This is a genomic window from Pseudogemmatithrix spongiicola (assembly GCF_030623445.1).
Classification (GTDB): Bacteria; Gemmatimonadota; Gemmatimonadetes; order Gemmatimonadales; family Gemmatimonadaceae; genus Pseudogemmatithrix; species Pseudogemmatithrix spongiicola.
Window position 1 is genome coordinate 544,279 of the sequence record NZ_CP130613.1, and the last position, 18,478, is coordinate 562,756.

An 18,478-nucleotide genomic window follows, 5' to 3' on the forward strand; every position below is an offset into this window, starting at 1 on the left:
GACCAATGTCATTGCAGGGCTTCATTTTACGTACAGTCGGGGCGAGAGGATTTGAACCTCCGACCTCCTGCTCCCGAAGCAGGCGCTCTACCGGGCTAAGCTACGCCCCGATCATTCGGTAAAGACTCTTCCAACTCCCTACTGCCAACTCATCACTGCCGTTTCCATGCGCCCGGAGAGACTCGAACTCCCAACCTTCTGATCCGTAGTCAGATGCTCTATCCAATTGAGCTACGAGCGCATCCTGCGCCTCGATGCCGGTCACGCGCTCCGAGGGAATCCGAAAGATAGTGGCCCCCTGAGGAGGCGTCAACGCATCGAGACCACCGGAAATGCGAAGGGGTGGGCCCGAGTCCTCGAGCCCACCCCTTCACCCTGCGTCGCGTGCCCTATGGCAGGGCCTTGTAGCGCCAGGCCACGATCCCCGGCTTGGTCGCGATGATCTCGAAGCCACCCGTCGCGCCGCCGGCGATCGACTCCGTCGTCGCGGTCAGCGTCTCGAGCACTTCACCGGCGGCGTTGAGGAACGACATCTCCACCGTGTAGGTCTTGGCCGCCTGCGTGCGGTTCTCGATCGTGCCGTTCAGCTTCGCGCCCTCGGGACGGCGCTCGAAGCCGATGACCTGCACCTTCTGCGGCATGCCCGATTCCTTCGCGCCCAGCGAGTCGGCCTGGGCGGTCAGGGCGCGGATCTCGCGCAGCAGCGTCTGCCGCTGCGTGGCGTCACGCGTGGCGTCGCGGCGCGTCTGGGCGGCCGTCGCGCGGTTGCGGATGACGATCGACTTGAGCAGGTAGTTGTCGCCGTTCGACGGATCGATCTCGATCAGGCGGTCCAGCAGCGGCAGCGCTTCCTCGCCGCGATTGGCGTCGATGAGCAGGTACGCGAGGAAGTAGTTCGCATCGCGCGCGTTCGGGTTCTTCTTCAGCGTTTCCTGGTACAGCGTCATCGCGTTCGGCAGGTTGCCGCTCATGCGGCTCACCTCGGCGCCGATCAGCAGCGCGAGGTCGGCATAGGGCGCCGGGTTCTCGAGCATCGGCTTGAGGCCTTCGAGCGTCAACACCGAGTCCTGCACGAGCATCGCGATGTCGAGGCCCACCGAGACGAACATCGCCGTCTGCTCATGCTCCGGCGACTCGTGGCCGAGCGCGAGGAACTCGCGCGCGGCGCGCGACAGGGCGGCCTTGCGGGCCGCGATGTCCTCGAGGCCGCCGCCCCACTCCTGGATGATGCTCGCGCGCTGGATGCGCATCTGGCGCCGCGTGTCCGCCAGCGCCGTGTCGGCCGCGGCGAGGGCGATGGCCGTGTCGAGCTCGGCGACGGCCGTCTCCTGCTGGCCGCGCTTCAGCGCGATCTGGGCCCGCGCGTTGAACAGGTACGGCGAGCTGCGGTCGAGGCGGGCGGCCTGCGTGAGGTAGTGCTGCGCCGAGTCCAGCTCGTCGGCGTTGATGAGGCGGTACGCCGCCGCGATCCGGTCGTTCCAGGGCTTCGACTGCCGCCAGCGGAGCGTCTCGTCCTTGCACTCTGGCATCGCCGACTCGACGACGCGCAGCAGCGAATCCGCCATGCCGATGAGGTCGACCGGCGTCGTGCGGTCGCGCCCGAGGTTGAGGTCGGCCTGCGTCATCGTGGCCGGGGTGTCGTCGCGGTGCAGCCAGACGATGGCCAGCTGCGCGCGCGCGTAGGCGTAGCCGACGGGGTTGCCGACGAAGCGGCGCGCATCCTGAAGCGAGCGGGCGGCGTCGCGCAGGGCGCGGGGCGTGCCCTCGCCGGCCGGATCGCCGGCGGCGCGCTGGATGGCGATGTTCGCCGTGAAGAGCTGCGTCGGCTGGGTGAAGTCGACGGCGCACTCCTGCGCGGCGAGGCCGGCGGGGAGCGCCAGTGCGAGGCCGGCGGCGAGTGCGGGGACGCGGAGCGAGGTAAGCATCGGTCGCGATCTGGAAGGAGGGCCGGGCGCAGACGGCGCGACGGCCGATGGGGGCCAACGAACCTGCTATGGAACCTGCATCCAACGGGGCCGGAAACAAACGCCCCACGAGTGACCTCGCGGGGCGATGGGCGGTACAAGACTCGAACTTGTGACCTCCACGATGTCAACGTGGCGCTCTAACCAACTGAGCTAACCGCCCTTCACTACCCGATCGGCTCTTGAACGTTCCGGAGCCGTCAAGCGTTGACCATCAGCCGCCGATACTGGCGGCAGAGCGGGAAACGGGACTCGAACCCGCGACCCCAACCTTGGCAAGGTTGTGCTCTACCAACTGAGCTATTCCCGCGTGTATCCACACCGCCCGCTGTCCTGGGTCGGCAGTGGAGGCGAGGGGAATCGAACCCCTGACCTCTTGAATGCCATTCAAGCGCTCTCCCAACTGAGCTACGCCCCCGCAGCAGCAACGCCCGGTGTTCTGGACGTGTCTGACAGGAACCGAGGAAGCTATCCGAGAGTATGTAGATGGTCAAGGCATGAAACTGGCGCCGACGCAGGAAACGCTTATCTTAGGGCTCGCTCCACCCCTCCGAATTTCGCCGGGCTGCACCACGGCCCAGGACTGCATAGCCATGGCAACTGAAGTCAAGAAGCGGAAGCGCCGCACGGCCCCCGCTGGCATCGCCCCGAGCGAGCCCGAACGCGACATCCTCGACCAGTACCTCTACGAGGTCTCCACCTACCCGCTGCTCAAGGGCAACGAGGAGATCGAGGTCGCCCGGAAGATCCGGGCCGGCGACCAGGATGCGCTCCAGGAGCTCGTGAAGCGCAACCTGCGCTTCGTCATCTCCGTCGCCAAGAAGTACCAGAACCGCGGCCTGCCGCTCATCGACCTCATCGGCGAGGGCAACGTCGGCCTGCTCACCGCCGCCCGCAAGTTCGATCCGGACCAGGGCGTGAAGTTCATCTCCTACGCCGTGTGGTGGATCCGCCAGGCGATCCTGAGCTCGCTCGCGCGCCAGGGCCGCACCGTGCGCGTGCCGCTCAACCGCACCGCCGACCTCTCGCGCATCATCAAGGCCTCCGAGATCCTCCGCCAGAAGCTCCGCCGCGAGCCCACCCCGGAAGAGCTCTCGCAGGTCACCGGCCTGTCCGTCGACGTCGTGCAGTCGCTCGCCGCGCTCAACACCGGCGACGTCCGCCTCGACGCCCCGATGGATCCCGACGGCGATCGCTCGCTCATCGAGCGCTTCGTCGCCGACGAGATGCCCGACACCGAGGAAGAGGCCATGAACCGCTTCCTCAACGACGAGATCGAGCACGCGCTCAACACGCTGCCCCCGCGCGACGCCAAGGTGCTGCGCCTCTACTTCGGCCTCGAAGGCGGCCGCGAGCACACGCTCGAGGAAATCGGCTCCATGCTCGGCGTCACGCGCGAGCGCGTCCGCCAGCTGCGCGACCGTGCGCTCAAGCGGCTGCGCGAGGGGGATGTGGGACGCGCGCTGGGCAGTTTTGCGGCCTAACTGCAGATGTGAGATGTAAGATGTGAGATGTGAGATCGGCGGCCGGTGTTACCGGCCGCCTTTTTCACAGGCGTAGATGCGAGTGGCCTCACAAAGCTGCATATTCCGTTCACTTACATCTCACATCTTACATCTCACATCTGCTCCTTGCCGTGATCGTCTTCGAGAATCTCCACAAGGCCTTCGGCGAGAACCGCGTCCTCCGCGGCTTCTCCCTCGAGGTCAACGAAGGCGAGACGATGGTCATCATCGGCTTCTCGGGCACCGGCAAGTCGGTCGCGATCAAGCACATCGTCGGCCTGCTCGAACCGGACGAAGGCCGTGTCATCGTGGACGGCGTCGACCCGCAGACCCTGTCGCGCCAGGACCTCTACGCCCTGCGCGGCAAGATCGGGTACGTGTTCCAGTTCGCCGCCCTCTTCGACTCCATGTCCATCTACGACAACGTCGCGATGGGCCTCCGCAAGCAGGGGCAGTTGACCGAAGCGCAGATCAAAGATCGCGTGCACGAATCCCTCGGGCTCGTGGACCTCGACGACAACGTCGCCGACCGCCTGCCCTCCGAGCTCTCCGGCGGCATGCGCAAGCGCGTCGGCATCGCGCGTTCCGTCGCGCTGCGCCCCAAGTACCTCCTCTACGACGAACCGACCACCGGCCTCGACCCCGTCACCAGCGCCGTCATCGACGCGCTGATGGTGCGCATGCAGAAGCAGCTCGGCGTGACCGGCATCGTCATCACGCATGACATGCGCTCGGCCTACACCGTGGGCACGCGCATCGCGATGCTCTACGAGGGCCGCGTGCAGCAGGTCGGCACCGTGGACGAGATCCAGCACACCACGGATCCCGTCGTGCGGCAGTTCATCGAAGGGCGCCCAGAGCTCGAATCGGGCGCGGGCCTCACGCGGTGACGCGCAAGAAGAAGCCGCGGGAGGAAGTGAGCGCCGGCGGCATCGTGTTCCGCCGCGATGGCGAGCGCACGTTCTTCCTGCTGATCCGCGATCCGTACCGCAACTGGGGATTCCCCAAGGGGCACCTCGAGGACGGCGAGGCCCCCGACGCGGCGGCGGTACGCGAGGTCGCGGAGGAAACGGGTATCGCGGACGTGGAGCTGCGGTCGGCCGTCGAGACCATCGACTGGACGTTCCGCTTCCGCGGCCGGAAGATCCACAAGACCTGCCATTTCTTCCTGATGGAGACCACGCAGCGCCGCACGGCGCCGCAGGCCAAGGAAGGCATCACCGCCTGCCGCTGGGCGACCTACGAGCAGGCCACCAAGATGATCGCCTACGACAACGCGCGCGCGGTGCTCGAGCAGGCGCAGGCGATCCTCGAGGGCCGCGAACTCGCGCCAGCGGACGACGCCGTCGACACGCCGCTTCCCGGCGTCTCCTGATGCCCGAGCGTCTCCTCGGGCCCTTGGCCCCACCGACGGTCGTCGCGTTCACCGGGCGTGAACGCTGCCGCGATGCGCTGCGCCGGGTGCTGCCGCGCCGCCGCGCCAAGCTCGCGTTCGCGCGCGGCCGCGACGAACTGGTCGCCGCCCTGCAGGACACGCTGGTCGACGCCGTCGTCGTCGACCTCGGTCAAGCCAGCGACGACGCATGGGCGGTGGCGGCCACGGCGCGCGAGTTCCCGAGCATCCCGTTCTTCGCCTATGCCGCGATGCGCCCCGCGGAAATGCCTGTGCTCTCGCGCGCCTGGGGACTCGAGTTCGCCGACTGCCTCGTGGAGGGCGTCGAGGACGACCTCTGCCGCGACCTCATCCTGCCCGCGACGTTCACGGTGCGCTTCGCGACCGCGTTGCGCGGGGCGGAGTCCCGCATCGGGCTCACGACGCCGCTGCAGCACGAGGCCTGGCGCTACGTGGTGGCGCAGGGTGGCCGCACCGTCCGCACCGAGGCCATCGCGCAGGCCGTCGGGCTCACGCGTGAGCACTTGAGCCGCCGCTTCGCCGCCGACGGTGCCCCCAACCTGAAGCGCGTGATCGATCTCGTGCGCCTGCTGGCCGCCGCGGAGCTGGCGAAGAATCCCGGCTATGACCTCCCGGACATCGCGCGCGTGCTCGGCTTCGCCTCGGCGTCGCATCTGAGTGCCAGTTGCCAGCGCCTCGTCGGTGTGAAGAGCGGCTCGCTCACGCGGCTGCGGCCCACCGACTTGATGGATCGCTTCGTGAAGCAGGGCCGCGGGCGTTCGCGCAGTTGAGTCAACGGCGGGGCCACAGAGGCACGGAGACACAGAGCGATGCGTGCCTCGCACAGACATCGGCAGCATCGACCGCCGCATGAGAGGGCGTCCGCGCCACATCAGGCGTGGCGTCGCGCAATCCTCCGTGCCTCTGCGTCTCTGTGGCTAAGTAGTTGTCATTGTTCGACTTGATTCAAGTCCGGCTAGCCGAGCAAGTGACGCCAGGCAGACCCGCAACTCGGCATGAGACCAGTTGCATCCGCCCCCAGATTGTGATTATTTTCACAAGCTGTACCAGAACACGCGCCGCGTCACAAAACTGACGCGCGCGCGTCACCGCAAAATCGCGTTTTCCCTCACGCTCTTTTCCGCTACCGATATGGCTTCCCAGACGGCGCTGCGCCCGGGCGAGATCAAGGACATCCTCCTCCGCGAAATCGAGGCGGCTGACCTCAATACCCTCGACGTCGAAGAGGTTGGTTCCGTCCTCGAAGTGAAGGACGGTGTCGCTCGCATCTACGGCCTCCAGAAGGCGATGGCCGGCGAAATGCTCGAGATCAAGTCCTCCGAGACCGGCGAGACCATCACGGCCCTCGCGCTGAACCTCGAAGAGGACAACATCGGCGCCGTCGTGCTCGGCGACTACCTGAAGATCAAGGAAGGCGACGAGGTCCGTCGCACCGCCCGCGTGCTCGAGGTGCCGGTCGGTCCGGCGATGATCGGCCGCGTCGTCGACGCGCTCGGTCGTCCGATCGACGGCCAGGGCCCGATCGCCACGACGATGTCGCGCAAGGTGGAATCCGAAGCGCCGGGCATCATCGTCCGTCAGCCCGTCGGCGAGCCGATGCAGACCGGCATCAAGGCCATCGACGCCATGATCCCGATCGGCCGCGGCCAGCGCGAGCTCATCATCGGTGACCGCGGCACGGGCAAGACCGCGATCGCGATCGACACGATCATCAACCAGAAGGGCCAGGACGTCATCTGCGTCTACGTCGCGATCGGCCAGAAGGCCTCGACCGTGGCGAGCGTCGTCGAGAAGCTCAAGGCCGCCGGCGCGATGGAGTACACCATCGTCGTCGTCGCCTCGGCCTCCGACCCGGCCCCGATGCAGTACATCGCGCCCTACTCGGGCGTCGCGATGGCCGAGTACTTCATGTACCACGAGGGCAAGGCCACGCTGGCCGTCTACGACGACCTCTCCAAGCAGGCCGCGGCCTACCGCCAGCTCTCGCTGGTGCTCCGTCGTCCGCCGGGCCGCGAAGCCTTCCCGGGCGACGTGTTCTATCTCCACAGCCGTCTCCTCGAGCGCGCCGCGAAGCTCTCGACCGACCCGAAGATCATCGACAACAAGACGATCTTCGCCGCCTGTGGCTCGCTGACCGCGCTGCCGATCATCGAAACGCAGGCCGGTGACGTGTCGGCGTACATCCCGACGAACGTCATCTCGATCACCGACGGCCAGATCTTCCTCGAGTCCGACCTGTTCTTCGCCGGCGTCCGCCCCGCGATCAACGTCGGCATCTCGGTGTCCCGCGTTGGTGGCTCGGCGCAGACCAAGGCCATGAAGTCCGTCGCCGGCCGCCTGCGCCTCGACCTCGCCCAGTACCGCGAGCTCGAAGCCTTCGCCGCCTTCGCCTCGGACCTCGACGCCGCGACGAAGAAGCAGCTGGAGCGCGGTGCCCGTACCGTGGAAGTCCTCAAGCAGGGCCAGTACCAGCCGATGGGCTTCGAGACGCAGGTCATGATCATCTTCGCGGTCTCGAACGGCTACATCGACGACGTGCCGGTCGCGCAGGTGCGCGACTGGGAAGCCGGGTTCCACGCGTACATGAAGGCCCAGTTCCCGCAGGTCGGTGACGCGATCAAGAAGGACCGCCTGGTCTCCAAGGACACGGAAGCCGAGCTGCGTCGCGCGATCGAGCAGTACAAGAAGAGCCGGTAACCGAGATGGCCAAGGGCAGAGAGCTCAAGGGCCGCATCAAGTCCGTCGAGAACACCCGCAAGATCACGCGGACGATGGAGATGGTCGCCACGTCCAAGATGAAGCGGGCGGTGGATCGCGTCACGGCGGCGAAGCCGTATGCGCGGGCCCTCGGCGACGTGATCGCGTCGCTCTACAACCCGGAGCTGGCCGAGCGCTTCCCGCTGCTCCGCCAGCCGGAGAAGGTCACGCGCGCGGCGCTGGTGCTGCTCACGTCGAACCGCGGCCTCGCCGGCGCGTTCAACGCGAACCTCATCAAGGAAGCCCGCACGACGCTCGCGAAGCTCGAAGGGCAGGGCATCGCCGTCGAGCTGCACGTCGTCGGCAAGAAGGGTCTGGGCTACTTCCGCTACATCGGCCGCGACGTGAAGGTCCAGCGCACGGACATCACCGACAAGCCGACGGCCGCGGATGCCGCCTCGCTCGTCGACGAGCTGATGGCGCGCTTCGTCGCCGGCGACCTCGATGCGGTGTACGTGATCGGCTCCAAGTTCAACTCGGTGCTCTCGACGCCGCCGACCACGGAGCGTGTGCTGCCCGTGGAGCCGCCGGCCACCAAGGGCGCCCAGAAGGATTACCTGCTGTATCCCTCGGCTGAGGAGATCCTCACCGAGTTGCTGCCCTCGTACGTGCGCAATGCCGTGTACCGCGCGCTCGTCGAGACGGCCGCCGCCGAGCAGGCGGCGCGCCGCACGGCCATGAAGAACGCCACGGATAACGCTGGCGAGATGCTCACGCTCCTCCGTCGCACCTACAACCGCGCCCGTCAGGCGCAGATCACGCAGGAAATCGCCGAGATCGTCGGCGGTGCCGCTGCGCTCCAGGGCTGACCATAAATGACTACCGCTACCGCTACCAACACGGGCAAGATCGTCCAGGTCATCGGACCGGTCATCGACGTCGAGTTCGCTTCCGAGCAGCTCCCCGAGCTCTACAACGCCATCGAGATCAAGGCGACCACCGACGCCGGCCAGCAGATCCGCGTCGTCGCCGAGGTGCAGCAGCATATCGGCCGCAACCAGATCCGCGCCGTCGCCATGAGCTCCACCGACGGCATCACGCGCGGCATGACCGCCATCGACACGGGCGCCGCCATCGCGGTGCCGGTGGGTGAGGCCTCCCTCGGCCGCATCCTCAACGTGCTCGGCGAGCCGGTGGACATGGGCGCCGACATCCCGGCCTCGGTCGAGCGCTGGCCGATCCACCGCAAGCGCCCGGACTTCGTCGCCCTCGAGCCGAAGACGGAGATCTTCGAGACCGGCATCAAGGTCATCGACCTCATCGCCCCCTTCGTGAAGGGTGGCAAGATCGGTCTCTTCGGCGGCGCCGGCGTCGGCAAGACGGTCGTCATCCAGGAGCTCATCAACAACGTCGCGAAGGCGCACGGCGGTAAGTCCGTGTTCTGCGGCGTGGGCGAGCGCACGCGTGAGGGCAACGACCTCTACCTCGAGTTCAAGGAAGCGAACATCCTGGACAAGGTCGCGCTCATCTACGGTCAGATGAACGAGCCGCCGGGTGCGCGCCTCCGCGTGGGTCTCGCCGGCCTGACGGTCGCCGAGTACTTCCGCGACAAGGAGAAGGCGGACGTGCTCGTCTTCATCGACAACATCTTCCGCTTCACGCAGGCCGGCTCGGAAGTGTCCGCGCTGCTCGGCCGCATGCCCAGCGCCGTGGGTTACCAGCCGACGCTGGCGACGGAGATGGGCGAGCTGCAGGAGCGCATCACCTCGACGCGCGACGGTTCCATCACGTCGGTGCAGGCCATCTACGTGCCGGCCGACGACATCACGGACCCGGCGCCGGCCACGGCCTTCGCCCACCTCGACGCGACGGTCGTGCTCTCGCGCGCCATCACGGAGCTCGGCATCTACCCCGCCGTGGACCCGCTGGCCTCGGGCTCGCGCATCCTCGATCCGCAGTTCGTCGGCGAGCGCCACTACAAGGCCGCGACGGCGGTGCAGCGCATCCTGCAGCGCTACAAGGAGCTCCAGGACATCATCGCGATCCTCGGCATGGACGAGCTCTCGGAAGACGACAAGAAGATCGTCGGCCGTGCGCGCCGCATCCAGCGCTTCATGTCGCAGCCGTTCGCGGTGGCCGAGCAGTTTACGGGCCGCCCGGGCAAGTTCGTGAAGCTCGAGGAGACGATCAGCTCGTTCGAGCGCCTCGTCGCCGGCGAGTTCGACCACCTGCCGGAGCAGGCCTTCTTCATGGCCGGCGGCATCGACGACGTCGTCGAGAACGCCAAGGCCCTCCAGGGCTGAACCTGATGCTCAAGATCTCGGTCATCAGCCCCGAAGCGACGCTGTTCGAAGGTGAGGCGCGGCAGCTGGTCGCGCCCGCCTTCGACGGCGAAGTCGGCATCCTCGAGAACCACGCGCCGATGGTGACCGTGCTCGGCAAGGGCGAACTCCGCATCGGCGACGGCGCGCAGCGCTTCAGCGTCGAGGGTGGGTTCATGCAGGTCGTCGACAACGTCGTGCGCGTCGTGACGGAGAAGGCGGCGAAGCTGTAACCGCTTTCACCACGAAGGCACGAAGGGAGCCGCGACAATCGATCGGGCCCGCGACGCCGAAGCAGCGATGCTTCTTGGAGTCGCGGGCCCGAAAGTCTGCTGGGAGCCCTTCGTGCCTTCGTGGTGAGTCGCCGCTGATGTGACGCACCGCACCATTCACGCAGTCACTGAAGGAACGAAACCCCACTCGCGGGTTATGCGTCTAAGTGTTGGCCGCGCGCGCCACGGTGCCGCGCTGACTGTTCCCCCAAGACCATCATTTCCCTATGCGTAAGCTCTCGCTGGCGTTCGTCGCACTGCTGATCCTGCCGCTCTCGCTCGCCGCGCAGGCGGGCTTCTATCCGTCGTTCCAGCCCACGCGCGTGGCCGAGCGCGAGTACAACTTCGGCCTCGTCGACTGGGACGGCGGTTCGGCGCTGCTCTTCCAGTGGCGTGAGGGCCTCGGCACCGCGCGCACGCAGTTCACGGCCGATCTCGGCATCTCCGACGGCGACGGCCCGCTAAACGACGACGGCGCGCTGATCATCGGCGGTTCGTTCCACTACCAGCTGATGCGCGCGACGGCCGACCTGCCGTTCGACATGGTGCTCGGTGCCGGCGTCGGCATCGTCAGCGGCGATCGCTACGATGCCTTCCGGATTCCCGTCGGCGTCGCCATCGGCCATCGCTTTCCGCTCGAGGGCAAGATGGCGGTCACGCCGTTCGTGCATCCGCGCCTGTCGGTAGACCGCGTGAAGACCGCCGCCGGCAGCGGCACCGACACGAACATCGACGTCGATCTCGGTGGCGCCTTCGAGATCAACGAGCGGATGCAGGTGCGCGTCTCCGCCACGATCGGCAACGGCGACGCCTTCGGCCTCAGCTTCGTCTGGTTGCCGCGCGGCCTGCGCTAGGCGCCCAGCAGCTCCGTGACGAGCGCGTAGCTGCGCTCGGCGGCACCCACTCCCTCGCGGACCACGGCGAGCGCGGCCTCCCCGGCGCGCTCGCGCGTGTCCGGCTCCGTGAACAGGATGCGCAGCGCGCGCACCAACTCCGGGACGTCGCGCACCGGCTCGCCGCCGCGGGCTTCGTAAAGCAACCGCGCGTCGCGACTCCCGTGATGCCGCGGCCCGAAGAGCACCGGCATGCCGAAGCTCGCGGGTTCGAGCACCGAGTGCAGGCCTGCGGCATGGAATCCGCCGCCGACGAAGGCCGCATCGCCCAGCGCGTAGAGATCGCCGAGGACGCCGACACGGTCGACGAGCACCACATCATCGTCGGCGCCCGCCGCATCGAGCGTGCTCAGGCCGATGCCGGCTTCCTGCGCCCAGCGGCGCACCGGTGCGCAATGCGCCTCCGTGGGTTCGTGGGGCGCGATGATGAGTCGCGCCTCGGGCACGGCGACGCGCAGCGCGCGCCACGCCGGGAGCAGTACGGCCTCGTCCGCGGGCCAGGTCGAGCCCGCGACGAGCGTCGGCCTCGCGCTGCGCAGTGGCGCGAGCAGCGCTGACGCGAGGTTCCGCGACTTGGCGCGCGCCGCGACTTGGTCGTAGCGCGTGTCGCCCGTGATCCGGATGCGCTCGCGCCGCACGCCAAGCGCGACGAGTCGATCGGCATCGTCGGGATCGATCGCACCCACCGCATCGAGGGCGGCATAGGCGTCGTGGAGGAGCGCGCGGGCCATCGGACCGCTGCGGCCAGAGCGGGAGGAGAGCGTCGCCGAGACCATGCCAAGCCGGACGCCGCGCCGCGCCGCGGCTGCGGTGAGCATCGGCCACACGTCGAGCTTGCTATACACGAGTGCCGTCGGGCGCAGCGCGTCGAGCAGGACCTCGGCGTTGTGCGGGCGATCGAAGGGCAGGTACGCCGCGAGATCGGCGTCGAGGCCGCGGGCCATCGCCTCGGCGCTCGGCGAGAAATGCGTGTATACGAGTTGCACGTCGGGCCGACGTTCGCGCAGCAACTGGATGACCGGCTTCGCCTGCAGGCCTTCGCCGACGGACGGCGCGTGGATCCAGACGAGCGGTCGCGCGGGATCGCGCCGGATGCGGGCGAACTCGAGGAACGGCCGCAGCGCGTGTCGGCGATGCCGCAGCGATCGCGCGAGTTTGCCCTGACCCGGCAGCGGCAGCCACGCCAGCCACTCGGCCAGCGCCGTCGTCGCGCGATAGGGCCAGGTCAGGGCGGGGTGCACGGCGGCGAGCTCGGTGGCGCGGTGCGAGCGCGCCTCAGCGCGGAGCGGCCGCGAGTGCCGCGTCGAGGGCGCGGGCGAATGCGGCGTAGGGTTGTGCGCCGACGATCATCTGCGAGCCGACGAAGAACGTCGGCGTCGAGCCCACGCCCAGGCGCGTGATGCGCGAGACGTCGGTGTTGATCAGCGCGCGCGTGTGGCCATCGCGGATGCAGGCGCGGAAGCGCGCCGCGTCGCGCACATGGCGGGTGGCGAGCGAGTCGAAGTAGGGTTCGACCTCGAACTTGGACTTCCACGCGTCCTGCGACGCGAAGAGCGCGTCGGCGACGGGCCAGAACGCGCCTTGCTCGGAGGCGCACATCGCCGCTTCGTGCGCGGGCTGGGCGTTGCGATGCGTGGAGATGGGCAGGTTGAGGTACGCGATGCGGACCTTGCCGGTGCGTACGTACTGCTCGATGAGTTGCGGTGCGGTCTGCTCATGCCAGCGCTTGCAGAACGGGCACTGGAAGTCGGAGATGACGACGAGCCAGACTTTGGCGGAATCGCGGCCGCTGATGCGGCCGAGGTCTGCGCGGTTGAGGACGGCGTCGCGCAGGGAGTCGACAGGGGCGGACGCGACGGACGCGTCGACGGACGCGTCGATGGAACGGTCCGGCGAGGCTTCGGCGGCGGAGCACCCGGCGAAGCCGAGCGTCGCGACGGCGAGAAGGAGGGCGTGGGGAAAGCGCATACTATAAGGATAGTGGTGACCCCCTTCCGCGGGCATGCGTCATTGGGTTTGTGACGCCCTAGGCCCGAGCCCGGTATGGGGAGCAGCGCCGCCAAAAGCGACGCGGGGCTATTCGGGTTTCGTTTGGCGCGGGTCGTGACGGTAATGGTTTAGTGACTTGCGCCACATGTGACACCCGCGTTACCCTAAGCGGTCGGCCTACCCCCTTTAGCGGGGGGAAGTTCCTTTGTTCCTATGGTTGCAGTACCTGTGATCGCCCTAGGGCGATTGCCGTTGTTGTTGGTTCGGCGGTGAGTGTGATCCGCACGCACCGCACGCGTAGTGAAACCCCTTCACGAGGTATGCTCATGCTGGGACGGAACGGGATGCGGAGGCTTGGCGCCTCCATCCTCGGGCTGCTCCTCTCCGTGGGTTCGGCGGAGATCGCGCAGGCGCAGAATGCCGCGACGATCACCGGCCGGATTACGGCAGAGGGTGGACAGCCGCTCTTCGGAGCCAACGTATCGATCGAGGCGCTTGCGATCTCTGTTGGCACGAACGAAGAGGGACGGTACACCATCGCAATTCCTGGTGCGCGCGTGCGCGGCCAGCAGGTGGTGCTCCGCGTGCGGTCGTTCGGGTATGTACCGGATCAGAAGACGATCACCCTCGAGGGTGGATCGCAGTCGCATGACTTCACGTTGAAGCAGGACGTGAACCGCCTCAGCCAGGTCGTCGTGACCGGCGTGACGGGCGCGACGGAAATCAAGAAGCTGCCCTTCGCGGTCGCGCAGGTGAGCGCCGAGGACATGCCGGTGCCGGGGGCGAACCCGCTCTCGCAGATCCAGGGCAAGGTGCCGGGCGCGAACATCGTGTCGTCGTCGGGTCGCCCGGGTGCCGCTCCGGCGGTGATTCTCCGTGGCCCCCAGTCGATCAACGCGGAGAACCGCGGCCAGGACCCGCTGTACATCATTGACGGCGTGATCTCGCAGGGCTCCCTTGCGGACATCAACCCGCAGGACATCGAGAGCATCGAAGTCGTGAAGGGTGCCGCGGCCTCGTCGCTCTACGGCTCGCGCGCCGGCAACGGCGTCATCCAGATCACGACCCGCTCGGGCCGGAACGCCGGTGAAGGCGTCCGCTTCCGCTCGCAGGTCGAGTACGGCGCTTCGGACATCGAGAACGAGTACAACTATCCGAAGACGCACATGATGCTGATGGACAAGGACTATCAGCGCTTCTGCATCAACCAGGCCGGCCAGCCGGCCTGCTCGCGCACGGTCGACATCGAGGCCGAGGCGTTCCGCATCAACGACCAGGGTGGTGACTTCGCCCTGCCGCCGTCGCTGTTCCTCAACGACAACGGCATCGGCATCGTGATCAACCAGGCCGGCGCCCGCGGCCTCTTCCAGAACGTCACCTACCCGACCACGTACAACCCGATCCGGTCGTTCCTGACGAGCGGCGAGACGTACAACTTCACGGTGGACGCGACGGGCCGCATCGGCCGCACGAACTTCTTCGCCTCCGGCAACCAGTTCCGCCAGCAGGGCGCGGTGAAGTTCCTCGAAGGCTACCGCCGCAACTCGCTGCGCCTCAACGTCGACCAGACGATGGCCAACGCCTTCAGCTTCGGCGTGCGCACGAGCTTCACGAGCATCGACGACAACAACCAGGGTCTCCGCAATGCGTGGTTCCGCCTGACGCGCCAGCCGGCCTACGTGAACCTGCTCCGTCGCGACTCCCGCGACCGCCTGTTCATCCGCTCGGTCGTCGTGAACCAGGGCGCGCAGAACCAGAACCCGGCCTACGAGGCCGAGAACTTCGACGCGCTCAACCAGATCTCGCGCTTCCTCGGCCAGATCACCACGCGCTGGCAGCCGCTTGCGTGGCTCGACGGCGAGTTCAACTTCGGTTACGACGGCCGCGAGAACTTCCAGGCCTCGCAGGGTGACCGCGGCTACCGCACGACGACGCCGAACCCGAATACCAACCTCGGCTTCAACGACCGCGACGCCGGCTCGCAGTACTCGATCAACAGCTCGCTCGACGTGACGGCGCGCCGCAGCTTCATGGAGGACGCGCTCTCGGCCCGCCTCTCCGGCCGCTACCTGTTCGAGGCCCAGAGCAACACCGACTTCCAGTCGGGCGGCACGAACATCGTGGTGCCGGGTCTCGCCGATCCGGACGCGACGATCCAGAACTGGTACTATGACGGCAGCCGCACTGACGTCCGGCAGATCGGTATGTTCGTGAACCTCGACCTCGACTATCAGGGTCGCTACATCGCGAGCGCCCTCGTGCGTCGCGACGGCGCCTCGCTGTTCGGTTCCGCGAACCGCTGGCAGACCTACGGCCGCGCCTCGTTCGCCTGGCGTGCGTCGGAAGAGTCCTGGTTCAACTTCGACCAGATCTCCGACCTGAAGTTCCGCGCCTCCGTCGGTCAGGCGGGTAACCGTCCGTCCTTCGCGGCGCAGTACGAGACGTTCAACATCGGCGCCGGCGGTGTGCTCACGCCGAACCAGCTCGGTAACCGCAACCTCCGCCCGGAAGTGTCGACGGAGACGGAAATCGGCGTGGACGTCGAGATCATGAGCAAGTACGCGCTCACGCTCACGAACTCGCGCAACGTCATCAACGACCAGATCCTCCCGGTGCCGCCCCCGTCCTCGGCGGGCTTCAACACCCAGTGGCGGAACGCCGGTCAGCTGACGAACAACACGTTCGAGGTTTCGCTCAACCTGCCGCTGATCCAGTCGCGTGACCTGTCGTGGTCGGCCCGTGTCCTCTACGACCGCACGACGTCGGAGATCACGAAGCTCAACGTCCCCGAGTACTTCGTGGACGCCGCGGGCCAGCAGGGTTCGGGCACGATGTTCAAGATCGTCGAGGGCGGGAACCTCGGCGAGATCTACGGCCGCCGCTTCATGAAGTCCTGCTCGATGATGCCGACGGCGTTCCAGTCGCGCTGCGGTGCGGGCCGTGAGTACCAGGTCAACGACGAAGGCTTCGTGGTCTACGTCGGCACGGGCAACACGCTGGGCGACGGCATCACGAAGAACCTGTGGTTCACGTCGATCCCGTCGGCGGATCACCCGTACGGCCTGGCCGACCAGAACTGGGGTCTGCCGATCCTGGTCCGTGACGCCACGGGCGTGCCGGTGCTGCCGGTCGGCAACGCGCTGCCGGACTTCCGCTGGTCGCTCTCGCAGAACCTGAGCTACAAGCGCTTCTCGGCCTTCATGCTGTTCGACGCCACGGTCGGCAAGAACGTCTGGAACGAGGCGCGTCAGTGGTCGCTCGGTGACTTCATGTACTCCGAGTCCGACCAGGCTGGTCGCACGGTCTCCAACGCCAAGCCGATCGGCTACTACTTCCGCGCCAACGCGGCGGGTGGTTCGACGGGCATCGGCGGTCTGTACGACGTGCTCGCCCCGAACAACAACACGGTGGAAGACGCCAGCTTCGTGAAGCTGCGTGAGCTTTCGCTCGGCTACCGCGTCGGCCGCATCGCCGGCGTGGGTGACTGGAACGTGTCGCTGATCGGCCGCAACCTGATCACGTTCAGCGATTACAACGGTTTCGATCCTGAAGTCGGTGTGGGTGGCGGTACCCTGGGCTCGGGCGTGCTGAACGCCATCGATGCCTTCGGCTTCCCGAACCTCCGCACCATCTCCTTCCAGATCAGCACGAGCTTCTGACGGCGAGCGGGGCCGGGATTCTCCCGGCCCCGCTCACCCCACCTAGAGGAACATCATGCGTAAGCTTTCCCTTCTTGGCGGTGCCGTCGGCGTGCTGATGTTGAGCGCCTGCGGTGACGTCCTTCAGGTCGACAACTTCAACAACCCGGACGTCGCGCGAGCATACTCGACGATTGACGGCGTCGAAGGTGTCATCGCCGGACTTGGTTCCGGTCTCTACAACCTTCAGGGCCAGCGCAGCAACGAGGGCGTGAACACGCAGTCGAAGATTCTCTCCGGCGAGTCCATGACGTCGGTGAACAACTTCGGCGGCGCGCCGCGTTCCGCGATTCCGCGCTCGCCGATCTCCAACTCGCTGGGCAACGACATCGAGACGGGCAACCGCGTCGACTTCCAGCGCTTCTCGGTGCTCTCGCGCACCGCATCGAACGCCTTGGCGGCCGTTGAGCGCCTCATTGCGACGAACGGCCCGGCGGCGATGGGCTCCGTCGGCCGTACGCAGCGGTCGCGTGCGTTCGGGTACTTCATCCTCGGCCAGGCGCTGGGCAACCTCGCCTCGGGCTACGACTCGGCGGCGATCGTGACGCCGGACGTGCCGTCTGACGTGATCCCGGAGCTCTCGAGCTACGCGGATGTGAACGCGGCCGCGGTGCGGATGCTCGACACCGCGCTCGTGGCAGCCACGGCTGGCGCGGCCGATGCGGGCAACTTCACGTTGCCGGGCACGTGGCTGTCGAACGCCACGATGACGAACGCCAACTTCACCCGCCTCGTCCGGTCGATGCGTGCGCGCATCCGCGCCGGCGCGGCGCGAAATCCGACGGAAGCCGCGGCGATCGATTGGCCGGCCGTGATCGCCGACGGCACCAACGGCATCACGGCGGACTTCACGCAGGACGTCGGTGGCACCACCGGCTGGAGCGGTGGATACCACACGGTCCAGTCGTACGTCGCGTCGACGTGGGCCTGGGCGCCGATGTACTACTATGGCATGGCCGACGTGTCGGGCGCGTACGCGACCTGGCTCGCCACGCCGCGTTCGACCCGCACGCAGTTCTTGGTGCAGACGCCGGACACCCGCTGGCCGCAGGGCGCGACGCGCGCGGCGCAGCAGGCTGAGGCGCCGGCGTCGACCGGCACGCTGCTCCCGGCTGGCCGCTACATGCGCAACCGCCCGACGGGTGAGGATCCGCCGGCAGACGGTTGGGGTCAGTCGATGTACGACCACCGTCGCTGGGGCTTCATCCGCGAGAACTCGAACCAAGGCACGCTGGTCGAGATGGACGTCGACGAGCCGCGCCTCTTGGCGGCCGAAGGCTACATCCGGACCAACCAGTTCGCGCTCGCGGCTCCGCTGATCAACCTGAGCCGTCAGGCGCACGGCCTCCCGGCCGTGGGCATCACCGACGGCACGTCGCCGGTGGCGGGCGGTGCCAGCTGCGTCCCGCAGGTGCCGGTGGCGCCGTCGTACACCGCGACGGCCTGCGGCAACATGCTGGAAGCCATGAAGTACGAGCTCCGGATGGAGACGGCGTGGACCGGCTACATGCAGTGGTTCCGCCATCACCGTCGCTGGGGTGACATGATCGAAGGGACGCCGCTCCAATGGCCCGTCCCGTACCAGGAGATGCAGGCGCGTCAGAAGGGCTTCTATGATGGCACGATGGTCGCGCCGCAGGGCACGTACCGGTTTGGGTCTGGTGCCAATCTGTAAGGACCGTTCGGTTGGCCGGCGCACTGCGGTGCGCCGGCTCGCCGGATGGC

At 67.4% G+C, this 18,478-nt stretch carries 14 protein-coding genes and 5 tRNA genes; 11 read left to right on the top strand and 8 right to left on the bottom strand.

Annotation, left to right across the window (positions count from 1 at the left end; all coding sequences use genetic code 11):
* Positions 1-36: 36 nt before the first annotated feature.
* The 6 genes from Strain318_RS02455 to Strain318_RS02480 all read right to left on the bottom strand — a co-directional run bounded on the left by Strain318_RS02455 (position 37) and on the right by Strain318_RS02480 (position 2,382).
* A tRNA-Pro gene (locus Strain318_RS02455) sits at positions 37-110 on the bottom strand.
* A gap of 57 nt (positions 111-167) precedes the next feature.
* Positions 168-241 (bottom strand) — tRNA-Arg (locus tag Strain318_RS02460).
* A 148-nt stretch (positions 242-389) separates the two neighbouring features.
* A complete protein-coding gene (locus tag Strain318_RS02465; protein ID WP_367886952.1) occupies positions 390-1,925 on the bottom strand; it encodes a tetratricopeptide repeat protein in 1,536 nt (511 codons plus the stop codon).
* Positions 1,926-2,053: 128 nt separating this feature from the next.
* A tRNA-Val gene (locus Strain318_RS02470) sits at positions 2,054-2,127 on the bottom strand.
* A 74-nt stretch (positions 2,128-2,201) separates the two neighbouring features.
* Positions 2,202-2,274, bottom strand: a tRNA-Gly gene (locus Strain318_RS02475).
* Positions 2,275-2,309: 35 nt separating this feature from the next.
* Positions 2,310-2,382, bottom strand: a tRNA-Ala gene (locus Strain318_RS02480).
* 175 nt (positions 2,383-2,557) lie between these two features.
* Here Strain318_RS02480 and Strain318_RS02485 point away from each other — a divergent pair.
* The 9 genes from Strain318_RS02485 (at position 2,558) to Strain318_RS02525 (ending at position 11,027) form a co-directional block, all read left to right on the top strand.
* The gene (locus tag Strain318_RS02485; protein WP_367886953.1) at positions 2,558-3,448 is read left to right on the top strand and encodes a sigma-70 family RNA polymerase sigma factor; all 891 of its coding nucleotides are present in this window, start codon (positions 2,558-2,560) and stop codon (positions 3,446-3,448) included.
* A gap of 152 nt (positions 3,449-3,600) precedes the next feature.
* Positions 3,601-4,359: an ABC transporter ATP-binding protein gene (locus Strain318_RS02490; RefSeq protein ID WP_367886954.1), complete on the top strand. Its 759-nt coding sequence runs from the start codon at positions 3,601-3,603 to the stop codon at positions 4,357-4,359.
* Positions 4,356-4,844 (top strand): NUDIX hydrolase, encoded by a 489-nt coding sequence (locus Strain318_RS02495; protein ID WP_367886955.1) that lies wholly within the window; start codon positions 4,356-4,358, stop codon positions 4,842-4,844. The genes Strain318_RS02490 and Strain318_RS02495 overlap by 4 nt, the downstream gene beginning before the upstream one ends.
* A complete protein-coding gene (locus Strain318_RS02500; protein WP_367886956.1) occupies positions 4,844-5,653 on the top strand; it encodes a helix-turn-helix domain-containing protein in 810 nt (269 codons plus the stop codon). Before Strain318_RS02495 ends, Strain318_RS02500 begins: the two co-directional genes overlap by 1 nt.
* Before the next feature lie 361 nt (positions 5,654-6,014).
* Positions 6,015-7,580 carry a F0F1 ATP synthase subunit alpha gene (gene atpA / locus Strain318_RS02505; protein ID WP_367886957.1) on the top strand — a complete coding sequence of 522 codons (1,566 nt, stop codon included), beginning with the start codon at positions 6,015-6,017 and terminating at the stop codon, positions 7,578-7,580.
* A 5-nt stretch (positions 7,581-7,585) separates the two neighbouring features.
* Complete coding sequence (gene atpG, locus Strain318_RS02510) at positions 7,586-8,449, top strand: ATP synthase F1 subunit gamma (protein ID WP_367886958.1); 864 nt, start codon at positions 7,586-7,588, stop codon at positions 8,447-8,449.
* Positions 8,450-8,455: 6 nt separating this feature from the next.
* Positions 8,456-9,883 carry a F0F1 ATP synthase subunit beta gene (gene atpD / locus Strain318_RS02515; protein WP_367886959.1) on the top strand — a complete coding sequence of 476 codons (1,428 nt, stop codon included), beginning with the start codon at positions 8,456-8,458 and terminating at the stop codon, positions 9,881-9,883.
* Between the two features lie 5 nt (positions 9,884-9,888).
* Positions 9,889-10,134, top strand: a complete 246-nt coding sequence (gene atpC / locus Strain318_RS02520) for a F0F1 ATP synthase subunit epsilon (protein ID WP_367886960.1) — start codon at positions 9,889-9,891, stop codon at positions 10,132-10,134.
* A gap of 266 nt (positions 10,135-10,400) precedes the next feature.
* Positions 10,401-11,027, top strand: a complete 627-nt coding sequence (locus Strain318_RS02525) for a hypothetical protein (RefSeq protein ID WP_367886961.1) — start codon at positions 10,401-10,403, stop codon at positions 11,025-11,027.
* Here Strain318_RS02525 and Strain318_RS02530 read toward each other — a convergent pair.
* Together Strain318_RS02530 and Strain318_RS02535 are read right to left on the bottom strand one after the other, a co-directional pair.
* Positions 11,024-12,307, bottom strand: coding sequence for a 3-deoxy-D-manno-octulosonic acid transferase (locus Strain318_RS02530; protein ID WP_367886962.1), 1,284 nt, complete (start codon positions 12,305-12,307; stop codon positions 11,024-11,026). The two genes, Strain318_RS02525 and Strain318_RS02530, sit on opposite strands and share 4 nt — an antisense overlap.
* A 34-nt stretch (positions 12,308-12,341) precedes the next feature.
* Positions 12,342-13,034 carry a DsbA family protein gene (locus Strain318_RS02535; protein WP_367886963.1) on the bottom strand — a complete coding sequence of 231 codons (693 nt, stop codon included), beginning with the start codon at positions 13,032-13,034 and terminating at the stop codon, positions 12,342-12,344.
* A 347-nt stretch (positions 13,035-13,381) separates the two neighbouring features.
* Between Strain318_RS02535 and Strain318_RS02540 the strand changes: the two genes are divergently transcribed.
* Together Strain318_RS02540 and Strain318_RS02545 are read left to right on the top strand one after the other, a co-directional pair.
* Entirely contained in the window at positions 13,382-16,714 is a 3,333-nt protein-coding gene (locus Strain318_RS02540) for a SusC/RagA family TonB-linked outer membrane protein (protein ID WP_367886964.1), read from the top strand.
* Positions 16,715-16,769: 55 nt separating this feature from the next.
* The gene (locus Strain318_RS02545) at positions 16,770-18,428 is read left to right on the top strand and encodes a hypothetical protein (RefSeq protein WP_367886965.1); all 1,659 of its coding nucleotides are present in this window, start codon (positions 16,770-16,772) and stop codon (positions 18,426-18,428) included.
* Positions 18,429-18,478 lie beyond the last annotated feature (50 nt).